General features: G+C 55.5%; 15 protein-coding genes. 9 read left to right on the forward strand and 6 right to left on the reverse strand.

Annotated elements, in window-relative coordinates; genetic code table 11:
- Nucleotides 1–55: 55 nt before the first annotated feature.
- Nucleotides 56–520, reverse strand: coding sequence for a formate hydrogenlyase regulator HycA (gene hycA / locus L6R44_RS06280; RefSeq protein WP_032643056.1), 465 nt, complete (start codon nt 518–520; stop codon nt 56–58).
- Nucleotides 521–732: 212 nt separating this feature from the next.
- Between hycA and hypA the strand changes: the two genes are divergently transcribed.
- From hypA to flhA, 6 genes are read left to right on the forward strand one after another with little or no spacing between them, the layout of a single operon-like run.
- A complete protein-coding gene (hypA, locus tag L6R44_RS06285) occupies nt 733–1083 on the forward strand; it encodes a hydrogenase maturation nickel metallochaperone HypA (protein ID WP_237423598.1) in 351 nt (116 codons plus the stop codon).
- A gap of 3 nt (nt 1084–1086) precedes the next feature.
- Nucleotides 1087–1950, forward strand: a complete 864-nt coding sequence (gene hypB / locus L6R44_RS06290; RefSeq protein ID WP_237423599.1) for a hydrogenase nickel incorporation protein HypB — start codon at nt 1087–1089, stop codon at nt 1948–1950.
- Entirely contained in the window at nt 1941–2213 is a 273-nt protein-coding gene (locus tag L6R44_RS06295) for a HypC/HybG/HupF family hydrogenase formation chaperone (protein ID WP_237423600.1), read from the forward strand. Before hypB ends, L6R44_RS06295 begins: the two co-directional genes overlap by 10 nt.
- 3 nt (nt 2214–2216) lie before the next feature.
- On the forward strand, nt 2217–3338 hold the full coding sequence (gene hypD, locus L6R44_RS06300) for a hydrogenase formation protein HypD (RefSeq protein ID WP_237423601.1): 1122 nt from the start codon (nt 2217–2219) through the stop codon (nt 3336–3338).
- Nucleotides 3335–4345: a hydrogenase expression/formation protein HypE gene (gene hypE, locus L6R44_RS06305; protein ID WP_237423602.1), complete on the forward strand. Its 1011-nt coding sequence runs from the start codon at nt 3335–3337 to the stop codon at nt 4343–4345. Before hypD ends, hypE begins: the two co-directional genes overlap by 4 nt.
- 56 nt (nt 4346–4401) lie before the next feature.
- Nucleotides 4402–6477 carry a formate hydrogenlyase transcriptional activator FlhA gene (flhA, locus tag L6R44_RS06310; protein ID WP_237423603.1) on the forward strand — a complete coding sequence of 692 codons (2076 nt, stop codon included), beginning with the start codon at nt 4402–4404 and terminating at the stop codon, nt 6475–6477.
- Nucleotides 6478–6483: 6 nt separating this feature from the next.
- On the opposite strand, the gene L6R44_RS06315 is transcribed toward flhA, so the two are convergent.
- The 4 genes from L6R44_RS06315 to L6R44_RS06330 form a co-directional block, all read right to left on the reverse strand.
- The gene (locus L6R44_RS06315; RefSeq protein WP_237423604.1) at nt 6484–6828 is read right to left on the reverse strand and encodes a nitrous oxide-stimulated promoter family protein; all 345 of its coding nucleotides are present in this window, start codon (nt 6826–6828) and stop codon (nt 6484–6486) included.
- A gap of 87 nt (nt 6829–6915) precedes the next feature.
- On the reverse strand, nt 6916–8292 hold the full coding sequence (locus L6R44_RS06320) for an RCC1 domain-containing protein (RefSeq protein ID WP_237423605.1): 1377 nt from the start codon (nt 8290–8292) through the stop codon (nt 6916–6918).
- Between the two features lie 199 nt (nt 8293–8491).
- Entirely contained in the window at nt 8492–8881 is a 390-nt protein-coding gene (locus L6R44_RS06325; protein WP_237423606.1) for a M15 family metallopeptidase, read from the reverse strand.
- Nucleotides 8882–8883: 2 nt separating this feature from the next.
- Nucleotides 8884–9273 (reverse strand): putative holin, encoded by a 390-nt coding sequence (locus L6R44_RS06330; protein WP_125371957.1) that lies wholly within the window; start codon nt 9271–9273, stop codon nt 8884–8886.
- 255 nt (nt 9274–9528) lie between these two features.
- On the opposite strand from L6R44_RS06330, the gene L6R44_RS06335 reads away from it, so the two are divergent.
- The 3 genes from L6R44_RS06335 (at nt 9529) to mutS (ending at nt 13766) form a co-directional block, all read left to right on the forward strand.
- Nucleotides 9529–10383: a LysR family transcriptional regulator gene (locus L6R44_RS06335; RefSeq protein WP_237423607.1), complete on the forward strand. Its 855-nt coding sequence runs from the start codon at nt 9529–9531 to the stop codon at nt 10381–10383.
- 204 nt (nt 10384–10587) lie between these two features.
- Nucleotides 10588–10809: a SymE family type I addiction module toxin gene (locus L6R44_RS06340; RefSeq protein WP_077064215.1), complete on the forward strand. Its 222-nt coding sequence runs from the start codon at nt 10588–10590 to the stop codon at nt 10807–10809.
- Between the two features lie 389 nt (nt 10810–11198).
- Nucleotides 11199–13766, forward strand: coding sequence for a DNA mismatch repair protein MutS (gene mutS / locus L6R44_RS06345; protein WP_237423608.1), 2568 nt, complete (start codon nt 11199–11201; stop codon nt 13764–13766).
- Nucleotides 13767–13887: 121 nt separating this feature from the next.
- On the opposite strand, the gene L6R44_RS06350 is transcribed toward mutS, so the two are convergent.
- Nucleotides 13888–14109 (reverse strand): non-oxidative hydroxyarylic acid decarboxylases subunit D, encoded by a 222-nt coding sequence (locus L6R44_RS06350; protein WP_237423609.1) that lies wholly within the window; start codon nt 14107–14109, stop codon nt 13888–13890.
- Nucleotides 14110–14111 lie beyond the last annotated feature (2 nt).

Genomic DNA, 14111 nt, shown 5'->3' on the forward strand with positions numbered 1-14111 from the left:
TGATGGTCATTTTTGACGAAAAACTGTCTTGTCGACACTTCTCGACACGCAGGAGTCAGGCCACGTTCGCTGAGGCGTTTCCACCCATCAGCTGCGTCAGGTTGACCGGGAGATCGTGTTCAACGGCGGCGTAGAGGCCGTTATAGACCGGCGCGATTTTTTCCAGGTAGTGCTCCAGCACCTGCTGGCGATCGCGGTTGCTGACGTGGCCGTCGACCATGCCGTCGGCCATCAGCTGCGCCTTCGCAATACACTGTTTTTCGCCGTCTTTTGTCTCGAGGTGATACTCAATGGTGTGGCTGTTGAAGTTATCCGCCAGGGTCACGTTGATGGTGAAGTGGCCGAAGAGGATAAAGCGCATGTCGCCCTGCGCCGCGCAGCTCATCGCGTGATGAAGACGCGCCTTTGAGAGGGTAATGCCCTGAACCAGAGAGTTGCAGTAGAGGTGCCACTGGTCCTGCAGCTGCTGATGACGCTGCGCGATGTAATCCGCTTTTTCGCTGATTTCCCAAATAGTCATAAAAGGTATCCGGTTAATGGAGATAGCGGCTGTTAAGCAGATTCCATGCCAGTTTTTATCTATATGATTTTAAATGAATTTAATCACATGACCGCTGTCAACGCCGCGATGTCGACGTGTCATTTCGACAGCGTTGACATCGTCACGCCCTAACAGAAATCAAGCTGGCACCGTTATTGCATTCCAATGGCGCAATTCATTGAGGAGGCGTCATGCACGAAATCACCCTCTGCCAGCGGGCTCTGGAACTGATTGAGCAGCAGGCAGTGCAAAACCACGCGAAGCGCGTCACCGGCGTCTGGCTGAAGGTCGGGGCATTTTCCTGCGTCGAGACCAGCGCCCTGACCTTCTGCTTTGAGCTGGTATGCCGCGGCACGCTGGCGGAAGGCTGCGAGCTCCATATTGAAGAACAGCAGGCGGAGTGCTGGTGCGGGCAGTGCCAGCAGTACGTCACCCTGCTGTCATCAAAGGTTCAGCGCTGCCCGCAGTGTCAGAGCACCGGCCTTCGCATCGTGGCGGATGACGGCATGCAGATCCAACGCCTCGAAATCGAGAAGGAGTAAAGTATGTGTAGTACCTGCGGTTGCGCCGAAGGCAACCTGTATATAGAAGGGGATGAGCATCGCCCCCACTCCGCGTTTCGCTCCGCGCCCTTTTCTCCTGCCCCGCGTCCTGCGGCGTCCCTGACCGGCATTACCTTTGCGCCGCAACGCTCCGAAGCGGGCGATCTGCATTACGGCCACGGCGAGGCGGGCACCCACGCGCCGGGCATGAGCCAGCGCCAGATGCTGGACGTGGAAATTAACGTGCTGGACAAAAATAACCAGATCGCCGCCCGAAACCGCGCGCGCTTCGCCGCCCGCAAACAGCTGGTGCTGAACCTGGTCTCCAGCCCCGGCTCCGGTAAAACCACGCTGTTAACGGAGACGCTCAAGCGCCTGAACGGGCGCGTCTCCTGCGCGGTAGTCGAGGGCGATCAGCAGACCGTAAACGACGCCGCGCGCATTCGTGAAACCGGCACCCCGGCGATTCAGGTTAACACCGGCAAAGGGTGTCACCTGGATGCCCAGATGATTGCCGACGCCGCGCCGCGCCTGCCGCTTGAAGATAGCGGCATCCTGTTTATTGAAAACGTCGGCAACCTGGTCTGCCCGGCGAGCTTCGACCTGGGCGAACGACACAAGGTGGCGGTGCTGTCGGTAACCGAAGGCGAAGACAAACCGCTGAAGTACCCGCACATGTTTGCCGCCGCATCGATCATGCTGCTGAACAAAGTGGACCTGCTGCCGTACCTGCATTTCGACGTGGACAAGTGCCTGGCGTACGCCCGCGAGGTGAATCCGGAGATTGAGATCCTGCTGGTCTCCGCCACGCGCGGCGACGGCATGGACGCATGGCTAAACTGGCTGGAGAGCGAACGATGTGCATAGGCGTACCCGGACAAATTCACTCTATCGACGGTAACCAGGCCAGGGTTGAGGTCTGCGGCATTTTGCGCGACGTGGATCTGACGCTGGTGGGCAGCACCGATGAGGCGGGCGCGTCGCGCCTCGGCCAGTGGGTGCTGGTCCACGTAGGGTTTGCCATGAGCGTGATTAACGAAGCGGAAGCCCGCGACACGCTGGATGCATTGCAAAACATGTTCGACGTGGAGCCTGACGTCGGCGCCCTGCTGTACGGCGAGGAGCGGTAGCACATGCGTTACGTTGATGAATACCGCGCCCCGGAGCAGGTGCTGCAGCTTATCGGACACCTGAAAACGCGCGCGGCGCTGCTGGACTACACGAAAGAGAGCCCCCTGCGGATCATGGAGGTGTGCGGCGGACACACGCACGCCATCTTCAAATTTGGCCTCGACCAGCTGCTGCCGGAGAACATCGAGTTTATTCACGGCCCCGGCTGCCCGGTGTGCGTCTTGCCAATGGGGCGCATCGACAGCTGTATTGAAATTGCCAGCCGGCCCGACGTCATTTTCTGCACCTTTGGCGACGCGATGCGCGTGCCGGGGAAAAACGGCTCGCTGCTGCAGGCGAAAGCGCGCGGCGCGGACGTGCGGATCGTCTATTCGCCGATGGATGCCCTGACGCTCGCGGAGAATAACCCCGCGCGCAAGGTGGTATTTTTTGGCCTGGGGTTTGAAACCACCATGCCCGCCACCGCCATCACGCTGCAGCAGGCGAAAGCGCGCGGCGTCGGTAACTTTTTCTTCTTTTGCCAGCACATTACGCTCATCCCCACCCTGCGCAGCCTGCTGGAAGAGCCGGGAAACGGCATTGACGCCTTTCTGGCGCCGGGCCACGTCAGCATGGTGATTGGCACAGACGCCTACGGTTTCATCTCTGAACAGTACAATCGTCCGTTAGTGGTCGCTGGTTTCGAACCACTTGATCTACTACAAGGTGTGGCCATGCTGGTTGAGCAGAAAATAGCGGCCCTGAGCAGCGTGGAAAACCAGTACCGCCGCGTGGTGCCGGATGCGGGAAATGAACGGGCACAGCGGGCGATAGCCGACGCGTTTAGCGTTGAAGGCGACAGCGAGTGGCGCGGGCTGGGGCTGATTGCTCAATCCGGCGTGCGCCTGACGCCAGCCTATCGCGCGTTTGACGCCGAAGCGCATTTCCGCCCGCAGCCGCAGGAGGTTTGCGACGACCCCCGCTCTCGCTGTGGCGACGTGCTCACCGGTAAGTGTAAACCTCATCAATGCCCGTTATTTGGCAACACCTGTAACCCGCAAACGGCGTTTGGCGCGCTGATGGTCTCCTCCGAAGGGGCGTGTGCCGCGTGGTATCAGTATCGCAACCAGGAGAGTGAAGCATGAATACGGTTGAAATGGCGCACGGCAGCGGCGGACAGGCGATGCAGCAGCTGATTAACCGGCTGTTTATGGAAGCCTTCAACAACCCCTGGCTCGCCGAGCAGGAAGACCAGGCGCGCATTGACCTCGCCACCCTCACCGCGCACGGAGACAGGCTGGCCTTCTCCACCGACAGCTACGTGATTGACCCGCTGTTTTTCCCGGGCGGCGATATCGGCAAGCTCGCCGTCTGCGGCACGGCCAACGACGTTGCCGTCAGCGGCGCCGTTCCGCGCTACCTTTCCTGCGGGTTTATACTTGAAGAGGGGTTGCCGATGGCGACGCTCACGGCGGTGGTCAACAGCATGGCGCAGACCGCGCGCGAGGCGGGGATCGCGATCGTCACCGGCGATACCAAGGTGGTGCAGCGCGGCGCGGCCGACAAGCTGTTCATCAACACCGCGGGCATGGGGGCGATCCCCGCCGATATTCACTGGGGCGCGCAGCGCCTTAGCGTGGGCGACGTGCTGATCGTGACCGGCACGCTGGGCTGCCACGGTGCCACCATCCTGAACCTGCGCGAAGGCCTGGGGCTGGACGGGGAACTGCGCAGCGACTGCGCGGTGCTCACCCCGCTGATCCAGACGCTGCGCGCCGTGCCCGGCGTGAAGGCCCTGCGGGACGCCACCCGGGGCGGCGTCAACGCCGTGGTTCATGAGTTTGCGGCACGCTGCGGGTACGGGATTGAACTCACCGAGCGCGGCCTGCCCGTTAAGCCTGCCGTTCGCGGGCTGTGCGAGCTGCTGGGCCTTGACCCGCTTAACTTCGCCAACGAAGGCAAGCTGGTGATTGGCGTTGAACGTGCCGCAGCCGAGGCCGTTCTGGAACAGCTGCGGGCGCATCCGTCAGGAAAAGAGGCGGCGATGATTGGCGAAGTGGTTGAGCGCAAAGGGGTGCGCCTGACCGGGCTTTACGGCGTGAAGCGCACGCTGGATCTGCCGCACGCTGAACCGTTACCCCGTATTTGCTAGGCCGCGCCACAAGCGGCCAGCATGGAATTTTTTGCTCGTTTCTACTGGAAAGCACTATGCCGTATACACCGATGAGCGATCTTGGACAGCAGGGCCTGTTTGACATCACGCGCACACTTTTACAACAGCCCGACCTCGCTGCGCTGAGCGATGCCCTGACGCGGCTGGTCAGGCAATCGGCGCTGGCGGACAGCGCCGCGATTGTTCTCTGGCATAGCGGAACCCATCGCGCGAGCTACTACTCCGCGCGGGATAATGGCCAACCGTTTGAATACGAAGACGAAACCTATCTGGCACATGGCCCGGTGCGCCGCATACTCTCCCGGCCAGAAGTGCTGCACTGCAGCTTTGCGGAATTCCGCCAGGCGTGGCCGAGGCTGGCGGAGAGCAACCTCTATCAGCCTTTCGGGCATTACTGCATGCTGCCGCTGGCGGCAGAGGGGCAGATTTTTGGCGGATGCGAGTTTATCCGCACCACCGACCAGCCCTGGCGCGAGGCGGAATACGAGCGCCTGCACACTTTTACCCAGATTGTGGCCGTGGTGGCGGAGCAGATCCAAAGCCGCGTCACCAATAATGTCGATTACGATCTGCTGAGCCGCGAGCGCGATAACTTCCGCATTCTGGTCGCCATCACCAACGCCGTGCTGTCACGGCTCGACATGGATGAGCTGGTCAGCGAAGTCTCGAAAGAGATCCACCACTATTTCAAAATCGACGCCATCAGCATCGCGCTGCGCGGCCATCGCAAGGGCAAGCTGAACATCTACTCCACCCACTATCTCGATGAAGCCAACCCGGCGCACGAGCAGAGCGAAGTGGACGAAGCGGGCACCCTTTCTGAGCGAGTCTTCAAAAGCAAAGAGATCCTCCTGCTCAACCTGAGCGAGCAGGATCCGGTTGCGCCGTACGAGCGGATGCTGTTCAACACCTGGGGCAACAAGATCCAGACCCTGTGCCTGCTGCCGCTGATGTCCGGCAACACCATGCTGGGCGTGCTGAAGCTGGCCCAGTGCGAGGAAGGGGTGTTTACCACCGCCAACCTGAAGCTGCTGCGCCAGATCGCCGAGCGTATCTCCATTGCCCTGGATAACGCCCTTGCCTATCAGGAGATCCACCGCCTGAAAGAGCGGCTGGTGGATGAGAACCTGGCCCTGACCGAACAGCTCAACAACGTCGACAGCGAGTTTGGTGAAATCATCGGCCGCAGCGACGCCATGTACAGCGTCCTCAAGCAGGTGGAAATGGTGGCGCAAAGCGACAGCACGGTCCTGATTCTGGGCGAAACCGGGACGGGGAAAGAGCTGATTGCCCGCGCCATTCACAACCTGAGCAACCGCAACAGCCGTCGGATGGTGAAAATGAACTGCGCCGCGATGCCCGCGGGTCTGCTGGAAAGCGATCTGTTCGGCCACGAGCGCGGGGCATTTACCGGCGCCAGCAGCCAGCGTCTGGGCCGTTTTGAGCTGGCGGACAAAAGCTCGCTGTTCCTCGACGAAGTGGGCGACATGCCGCTGGAGCTGCAGCCGAAACTGCTGCGCGTCCTGCAGGAGCAGGAGTTTGAGCGCCTTGGCAGCAACAAGCTTATCCAGACCGACGTGCGGCTGATTGCCGCCACCAACCGCGACCTGAAAAAAATGGTCGCCGACCGCGAGTTTCGCAGCGACCTTTACTATCGCCTGAACGTCTTCCCGATCTTCCTGCCGCCGCTGCGCGAACGTCCGGAAGATATCCCCCTGCTGGTCAAAGCGTTTACCGCGAAGATTGCCCGCCGAATGGGGCGCAATATCGACAGTATTCCTGCCGAGACGCTGCGCACCCTCTCGTCGATGGAGTGGCCCGGCAACGTGCGCGAGCTGGAAAACGTCATCGAACGCGCGGTGCTGCTGACGCGCGGGAACGTGCTGCAGCTTTCTTTACCGGAAACGATCGCGCCAGATACCCCGGCAGCGCAGGCCGAGATAGCGAAAGAGGGAGAAGATGAGTATCAGCTGATCGTGCGCGTGCTAAAAGAGACTAACGGCGTGGTCGCCGGGCCGAAGGGTGCCGCACAGCGCCTGGGTCTAAAACGCACCACCCTGCTGTCGCGCATGAAGCGGCTGGGCATTGATAAAGAGAGCCTGGAGGCTTAGCTGTCGCTATTTTTTGGGGCGGTATTTTTCCGGTAATTGAGGCACCGGGCGGCGGTCGTCAATCAGGTGGCGAACGGTCAGAATGGGGTGACGCCATAGCATGCGCGGCCCCGCCCAGCGCATGATCTGCTTCATCTCTTCACGCTTTGCGGGCTGGTAGCAGTGCACCGGACACTGTTTACAGGCAGGCTTTTCCTCACCAAAAACACATTTATCCAGGCGCTTATCGGCATAGGCGTTGAGCGCCTGATAATGCCCCTCTTCGCTGACCGCCAGCGGACATTTCGCCTCATACAGCGCAATCATCTTGCGAAGGGTCTCCTTCTCGCGCGCAATCCGTTTTCCTGACATGACATTTTCTCAAAGCATAAGATGCATAAATAATACAACTATAGGAAAAAAGGATCCACGGCCAGGGCCGCAGATCCCCATCACGCATTATGCTGAAGCAACGGTATACGAGATATTGCCCTGAACACCGTCAGGGACCTCTAACATACTGCCACCGTGAAGAGCGTTCCCCCAAACGACGATCGTATTATCACCTTTCAGCGCAACAGCAACGTCCGCTTCGGCATAAATCGCTTTAACATCCGTTAACTTTCCGACAATGGGGTCATTGAATACATCGTTGCTACCCCAGCCCATCACCGTACCGTCCTTTTTCAGTGCCAGACAATACTCAGGAGCCACGCAGATGACGGCGACGTTATCAACGCCTTCAGGAACAGGCACAACGCCGGTATTCGCACTGCCCCAGGAAACAACCGTGCCATCATCACGCAGCGCCACGAAAGCAGATTGTCCAAATGGCGTCGATACATATTTAACATCCACAATATTTGTCATCGCCGCGATATCTGCCGGGATAGCGATGGATTCTGCATCTGACCCCCATGCCACAAGGTTACCGTTTGCACGTTGTGCTACGTAGTTGGTTGCACCCGGGAAGACCCTGACAATATCGGTCAATGCCACAATATCATCCGGAAGCGCGCCGCCATTTTCAGCCAGACCCCATGCAACCAGCTGGCCGTTACTCCGCAGAGCCGTGAAGGAATAATCGTTACCAAACAGCATCGTAATATCAGAGAGCGCGGCAATGTCCGCAGGAACCAGTCCACCTTCCTCTGCATCACCCCAGGCAAAAACCTGGCCATTGGCGTTCAATACCGCCCGGGACATTGATCCCAGAACCTGAACGATGTTATCCATGGCCTGAATGTTTTCAGGAATCGCATATTGACCCTGACTGTTCATTCCCCATGAAGCGAAATAAGGCGCGGATTGACCTTGCGCAAGACCAGCATAAGGGAATCCTGAACTCCGAAGAATATCCGTGCGGGAATACACATCAGCTGGCAAGACGCCACCGTATTGTTCCTCCCCCCAGGCGCGCAGGGTGCCATCCGTACGCAGCGCGAAGGCACAATTAATACTCGTTGTAACCTGGCGAACATCATGATTATCAGCGGGATCCAGGAAATATTTATTAGTGAACTGGACGTCTCCCCACTGTGCAACCGTTTTATCATCTTTAATAGCCACCACACCGATCTGGCCAATAAAATTGATGTTATTTGAATTAATGATAACGGGGTCATAGCCTTCAGCAGAGACATTCAACAGAAGTGCAGGATAGAGATCGAGAAACTCCTTACCCTGAACGCTCGTGCTGCTGTCAGCATATTGCCAGGTCGCGTCAACCGGATCCATCGTCTCTGCATCGAATGCCACGATACGTGCAGGATAACTCAAAACAGGATCGGAGGCTTTAAATGTACGCGCGCCCATAATAGTTAATTTTTTAGCCATGATATTTTCCTTAATGGTTTAATATAATATTCATCATCTCCACTGAGATAATTATCAGAGGTAAAATGATGCGGGTAATAGTAACGTTCACATGAATAGAGCTTGTTCCATTTTGGCACTACAGTTATCTATTTTTTCCTCACTTATTTTTGTGGTTAAATATTGAAGGGATAATTAACGTACTAAAACGGCCTTTATTTCACGCAGGATTCACATCGTAAGGAAGCTGAAAATGAACACCGTCTTTGAACTGCTTCCAGTCACCTCCCCACTCAACAGCAATATTGAGTTCCCTGGCCGCCTGCTTGAATGCACTCGCAATAAGCTCATAGTCGGCGAAGTCCCATGAACCTGCTGACGTAGGATAGGCAATAATATCGATCGCATGTCCCGTTAAGTGACGGCTGTTGATAGTCTGAGATTTTCCACTTTTGAAAAGCTGAACTTGCCGCGTACAGCTTCTCAGCCCCTCAGTAATACCAAAATCCATTGGACTTAATTCAAGCGCACGGCGTGCAACCTGAATTAAGTCCGGATGGACGCCTTCAAGGTTTGATTCACTACGTGAACTAAACGTAAAATTATCCATAGTTACTCCTTCTCTTCTCTTTTAAATCGATTTAGCGCTGTTAATGTCCTTGCGGGATAGATGCTCAAATACTTCAATAATCTGACAGATGCGGCAGCAGCAAGCGTTGCCCCTACCGGTGCTGGCGTAATTACTGAATGTTGAAGAAGTTTACTGAGTACAGAGGAAAGCAGCGACGCGGCGAATTCTGCCGAGGTAATCCCGGTAAGCATCGATGCTGTGAATAAAATCACCCTCGCCCATATCGCTTTATTACTCGCTGATACCGCAAAAATCAGGCTGCCAGCAAATGCCCCAATAATAATTCCAGATTCATGATGGCTGAGCCCCAAAATGCCTGCAATCAGCAATGCTGCCGTTTTCTCTGTATGTTCGGTAACAGGCATTGCCATAATGTCCTCTCTCACATTAACCCTTACCTATTGAACGCAAATCATACACAGCGAGGGGGTTTACATTATTCATAAAATGATACAGGGTTAGCTAAAAAAGATACCTGACGGGTTGTCGTTTTAACGTTTTATAACAGGAGGTTAAACATCACGAGATATTCATACACAATCCATTGAGGTGAACATAAATCCACAATGCCAATGATTCGTAAAATTTTAGCTATGTCTTATTTTGAATGACTACAAGGAATAAAAATGGGGACGTTTTTAGCAAAAAAAATGCATTACTTTATGGTTACAATGGAAGAACGTAACTTCACAAAGGCTGCGGAAAAATTGTGCATCACTCGCTCACCGCTGAGTAAAGTTATTTGTGAGCTGGAAGAAAGCCTTGGTGGGAAATTATTTCAAAGAACCTACAGCACCTTACAACCAACAGAGCTCGCCTTTGAATACTACAGCAAATGTAAAAATATTTATGATGAATTAATTAATATGGAATCTGAAATTCGGTGTAAAGATCCCTCTCCCGTGCATACATTAACATTCGATATTAGCGTACCGGAGCTTCTTTATCGAACCATCATCATGGGCCTGTCCGCTGAGAAGGTTAACATTATTCATCAACGCAAAATCGTTAACTATGAAGATATGAATAAACTCCTTAGCAGTCGTGACAACTATATTTTTTCTTTACGTGAGCTAAACAATAGCATGTGGGATTCCACGGACAAATGGCGAGGAGACGACATTGTCTTATTGTCCCCTAGAGGAATAGACCTGGCGTCGTCTTCTTTTCCACTGTTTATCTGGAATGATTCGCTATTAGATTATACCAAGAAAAAGTTCCTGAAGATTATCAACAAGCCTAATAGTGATATTACGTTTATTCCGCATAATTTTGATCTGTCAACCTTGTGTTACAATATTCATATTGGTCATGGGAGTGCATTAATGACCCGCAAATTAGCCTGTTTATATAAAATAGATGGGGTTGAAATTCTGGAAACCCCGAACAATGCGCTGAACATTTATTTCTACCACGCAAAAAATGTCAAAACAAATAATACATTCTTAAACATAAAGAAGATCATCAATAAATTCATCTAAAACATCACGCTGAAATGTATTTATGTACCCAATGCGATACCTGCCACAAATGTATCGCATTATTTATTCTATTCGCCACCACCTCTCTGCATTGTTGTATTAAAAAACTTGCGGCCCTCCTTCCAGTTTTTAATTCGCACCCGTGACATTTGATAATGACATGATTAACGTTGCTCACATGATTACCAGGAGCAACGGCCCGTTATGACGACTGCAAAAACTCACCGCTATTTAAAAGTTGGCTATTTCAGAAAGCGTCACGAAATTCGCAACACCAAGGTCCCTAAACGCTATAGCCTGCACGCCGCGCTTAGCCTCAAGGGCAACTGGCTCGAAGAGGCCGGGTTTACCACACATTCGCAGGTTTGCGTGCACGTAGAGCACGGAAAATTATTGATTGAGTTGATGGAACCCCGCGTGGATTAACGCCGGGGCTTTTTACATCACCCTGTTTTAGAACCCCAATCACGCTAAGCTCACCGGAAGATACTCTTCGCTGGATTACCTCTGTTTTTTTCGTCAAACTTACCTGACCCCGAAACCCGCTGGAGCTTCCCTGTGGTCATCGAAAACAACTTTTCCAGAGCTAATGCGTACAGACGTAATCCTTTACGCTTAACTCATTGATAATAAAAGTCTCTCTGAGAGTTATTTTCAACGAACCACCTTTGTTTGTAGCCCGAGAATGATGAGAAGAGCATTTACATTCTCCCGCTACACGTGAGCGACAAATTTGCGGGTTCATGTGAGTTTAACAGGGGTTTAAATGGGGCCGCATGAATACCTGAAAGGTTAAAAAAACGAGTAAAATCAATATGAATGAAGACATAGATAAGGACTTCTCCAGCCATACGCCCATGATGCAGCAGTATCTGAAGCTGAAAGCACAGCATCCGGAGATCCTGCTGTTTTACCGTATGGGCGATTTTTACGAGCTGTTCTATGACGATGCCAGGCGTGCATCGCAGCTGCTCGACATCTCCCTGACCAAACGTGGCGCATCGGCAGGGGAACCCATTCCCATGGCAGGTATTCCGCACCACGCGGTAGAGAACTACCTGGCGAAACTGGTGAATCAGGGTGAGTCCGTCGCCATCTGCGAGCAGATCGGCGATCCGGCGACCTCAAAAGGCCCGGTGGAACGCAAAGTCGTGCGCATCGTCACGCCGGGCACCATCAGTGATGAAGCCCTGCTTCAGGAGCGCCAGGATAACCTGCTGGCGGCGCTGTGGCAGGACGGCAAAGGGTTTGGCTACGCCACGCTGGACATCAGCTCCGGGCGTTTTCGCTTGAGTGAACCGGCTGACCGGGAAACGATGGCGGCCGAATTGCAGCGCACCAACCCGGCCGAGCTGCTCTATGCCGAAGATTTCGCCGAAATGGCGCTGATTGAAGGCCGTCGCGGGTTGCGCCGCCGCCCGCTGTGGGAATTCGAAATTGATACCGCGCGCCAGCAGCTGAATCTGCAGTTTGGCACCCGCGACCTGATCGGTTTTGGCGTCGAAAATGCGCCGCGCGGGCTGTGCGCTGCAGGCTGTCTCCTGCAGTACGTGAAAGACACCCAGCGCACCGCCCTGCCGCATATCCGCTCTATCACCATGGAGCGCCAGCAGGACAGCATCATCATGGATGCCGCCACGCGCCGTAACCTGGAGATTACGCAGAACCTGGCGGGCGGCGTCGAAAATACGCTAGCGTCGGTCCTCGACAGTACGGTGACGCCAATGGGCAGCCGCATGCTGAAACGCTGGCTGCATATGCCGATTCGCGATACCGGTACGCTGGTCTGCCGTCAGCAGACAATTGCGGCGTTGCAGGATCGCTATACCGAACTGCAGCCGGTTCTGCGTCAGGTGGGCGATCTGGAGCGTATCCTTGCCCGTCTGGCGCTGCGCACGGCGCGCCCACGCGACCTCGCGCGGATGCGCCATGCTTTCCAGCAGCTGCCGGAGCTGCGTGCGCAGCTGAGCGACGTTGACAGCGCGCCGGTACAGAAACTCCGTGAAACAATGGGCGAGTTTACCGAGCTTCGCGAACTGCTGGAGCGCGCCATCATCGATGCGCCTCCGGTTCTGGTGCGCGACGGCGGCGTGATTGCCCCCGGCTACAATGAGGAGCTGGACGAATGGCGCGCGCTGGCCGACGGCGCAACGGACTATCTCGATAAGCTGGAGATCCGCGAGCGCGAGCGTCTTGGGCTCGACACCCTCAAAGTGGGGTATAACGCGGTACACGGTTACTATATTCAGATAAGTCGCGGGCAGAGCCACCTGGCGCCGATTCACTACGTGCGTCGCCAGACGCTGAAAAACGCCGAACGCTATATTATTCCCGAGCTGAAAGAGTACGAGGACAAAGTTCTTACCTCGAAAGGCAAAGCGCTGGCGCTGGAAAAACAGCTTTATGACGAGCTGTTCGACATGCTGATGCCGCACCTGGCCGACCTGCAGCTGAGCGCCAGCGCGCTGGCGGAGCTGGACGTGCTGGTGAACCTGGCAGAGCGCGCGGAAACCCTGAACTACAGCTGCCCGACCTTTACCGACAAGCCTGGCATTCGCATCACTGAAGGTCGTCACCCGGTGGTCGAGCAGGTGCTGAACGAACCGTTCATCGCCAACCCGCTGAGCCTGTCGCCGCAGAGAAGAATGCTGATCATTACCGGCCCGAACATGGGCGGTAAGAGTACCTATATGCGACAGACGGCGCTGATTGCGCTGCTCGCGTATATCGGCAGCTACGTTCCGGCGCAAAACGTGGAGATTGGCCCCATCGACCGCATCTTTACCCGCGTCGGGGCGGCGGACGATCTGGCGAGCGGTCGCTCAACCTTCATGGTCGAAATGACCGAAACGGCTAACATTCTGCATAACGCGACGGAGCACAGCCTGGTGCTGATGGACGAAGTCGGGCGCGGCACGTCAACCTACGACGGCCTGTCGCTGGCGTGGGCGTGTGCGGAGAGCCTCGCGAACAAAATCAAGGCCATGACGCTGTTCGCCACCCACTACTTCGAGCTGACGCAGCTGCCGGAGAAAATGGAGGGGGTAGCAAACGTCCACCTTGATGCGCTGGAGCACGGCGATACCATCGCCTTCATGCATACGGTGCAGGATGGCGCGGCGAGCAAGAGCTATGGTCTGGCCGTTGCGGCGCTGGCAGGTGTGCCGAAAGAGGTGATCAAGCGCGCGCGTCAGAAACTGCGTGAGCTGGAAAGCCTGTCACCGAATGCGGCGGCGACGCAGATTGATGGCACGCAGATGTCGCTGCTGGTGCCTGCGGAAGAGACGTCGCCAGCGGTGGAAGCGCTGGAGAACCTCGACCCGGACTCCCTGACGCCGCGTCAGGCGCTGGAGTGGATTTATCGGTTGAAAAGCCTGGTTTAGTTCTCTGCGGTCTTTTGCCCGGTGGCGCTGCGCTTACCGGGCCTACGGGTTTTGTAGGCCGGGTAAGGCGAAGCCGCCACCCGGCAAAACAAAGCGCACGATATTATCTACAGGGCATTTTTTACAACAGCGGCGGGATCGTCGGCACCTGCGGCGCCTCGTCAATATCCTTCTGCGTCATACGGAACGCTTCCGGGTAATGCTCGCGGCTGGTACGGCGCAGCGGTTCGGTATCGCGCCAGGTATACAAACAGTGCTGGCACTGGTGAACCGTCCAGACGCCTTTTACCGGCGACGTCGCCATCACTTCAATATGCTCATCGGCACAACGTGGACAAATCATCT

This window comes from Enterobacter cloacae complex sp. ECC445 (assembly GCF_021892025.1).
GTDB lineage: Bacteria > Pseudomonadota > Gammaproteobacteria > Enterobacterales > Enterobacteriaceae > Enterobacter > Enterobacter chengduensis.

What these genes read in the sequence shown, in the direction of transcription:
- hypA (WP_237423598.1), top strand. Translation starts at nt 733, where the DNA reads ATGCACGAAATCACCCTCTGCCAGCGGGCTCTGGAACTGATTGAGCAG.
- flhA (WP_237423603.1), top strand. Translation starts at nt 4,402, where the DNA reads ATGCCGTATACACCGATGAGCGATCTTGGACAGCAGGGCCTGTTTGAC.
- L6R44_RS06330 (WP_125371957.1), bottom strand. Translation starts at nt 9,273, where the DNA reads ATGGCAATGCCTGTTACCGAACATACAGAGAAAACGGCAGCATTGCTG.
- hycA (WP_032643056.1), bottom strand. Translation starts at nt 520, where the DNA reads ATGACTATTTGGGAAATCAGCGAAAAAGCGGATTACATCGCGCAGCGT.
- L6R44_RS06325 (WP_237423606.1), bottom strand. Translation starts at nt 8,881, where the DNA reads ATGGATAATTTTACGTTTAGTTCACGTAGTGAATCAAACCTTGAAGGC.
- L6R44_RS06340 (WP_077064215.1), top strand. Translation starts at nt 10,588, where the DNA reads ATGACGACTGCAAAAACTCACCGCTATTTAAAAGTTGGCTATTTCAGA.
- mutS (WP_237423608.1), top strand. Translation starts at nt 11,199, where the DNA reads ATGAATGAAGACATAGATAAGGACTTCTCCAGCCATACGCCCATGATG.
- L6R44_RS06320 (WP_237423605.1), bottom strand. Translation starts at nt 8,292, where the DNA reads ATGGCTAAAAAATTAACTATTATGGGCGCGCGTACATTTAAAGCCTCC.
- L6R44_RS06350 (WP_237423609.1), bottom strand. Translation starts at nt 14,109, where the DNA reads ATGATTTGTCCACGTTGTGCCGATGAGCATATTGAAGTGATGGCGACG.
- hypD (WP_237423601.1), top strand. Translation starts at nt 2,217, where the DNA reads ATGCGTTACGTTGATGAATACCGCGCCCCGGAGCAGGTGCTGCAGCTT.
- L6R44_RS06295 (WP_237423600.1), top strand. Translation starts at nt 1,941, where the DNA reads ATGTGCATAGGCGTACCCGGACAAATTCACTCTATCGACGGTAACCAG.
- L6R44_RS06315 (WP_237423604.1), bottom strand. Translation starts at nt 6,828, where the DNA reads ATGTCAGGAAAACGGATTGCGCGCGAGAAGGAGACCCTTCGCAAGATG.
- hypB (WP_237423599.1), top strand. Translation starts at nt 1,087, where the DNA reads ATGTGTAGTACCTGCGGTTGCGCCGAAGGCAACCTGTATATAGAAGGG.
- hypE (WP_237423602.1), top strand. Translation starts at nt 3,335, where the DNA reads ATGAATACGGTTGAAATGGCGCACGGCAGCGGCGGACAGGCGATGCAG.
- L6R44_RS06335 (WP_237423607.1), top strand. Translation starts at nt 9,529, where the DNA reads ATGGGGACGTTTTTAGCAAAAAAAATGCATTACTTTATGGTTACAATG.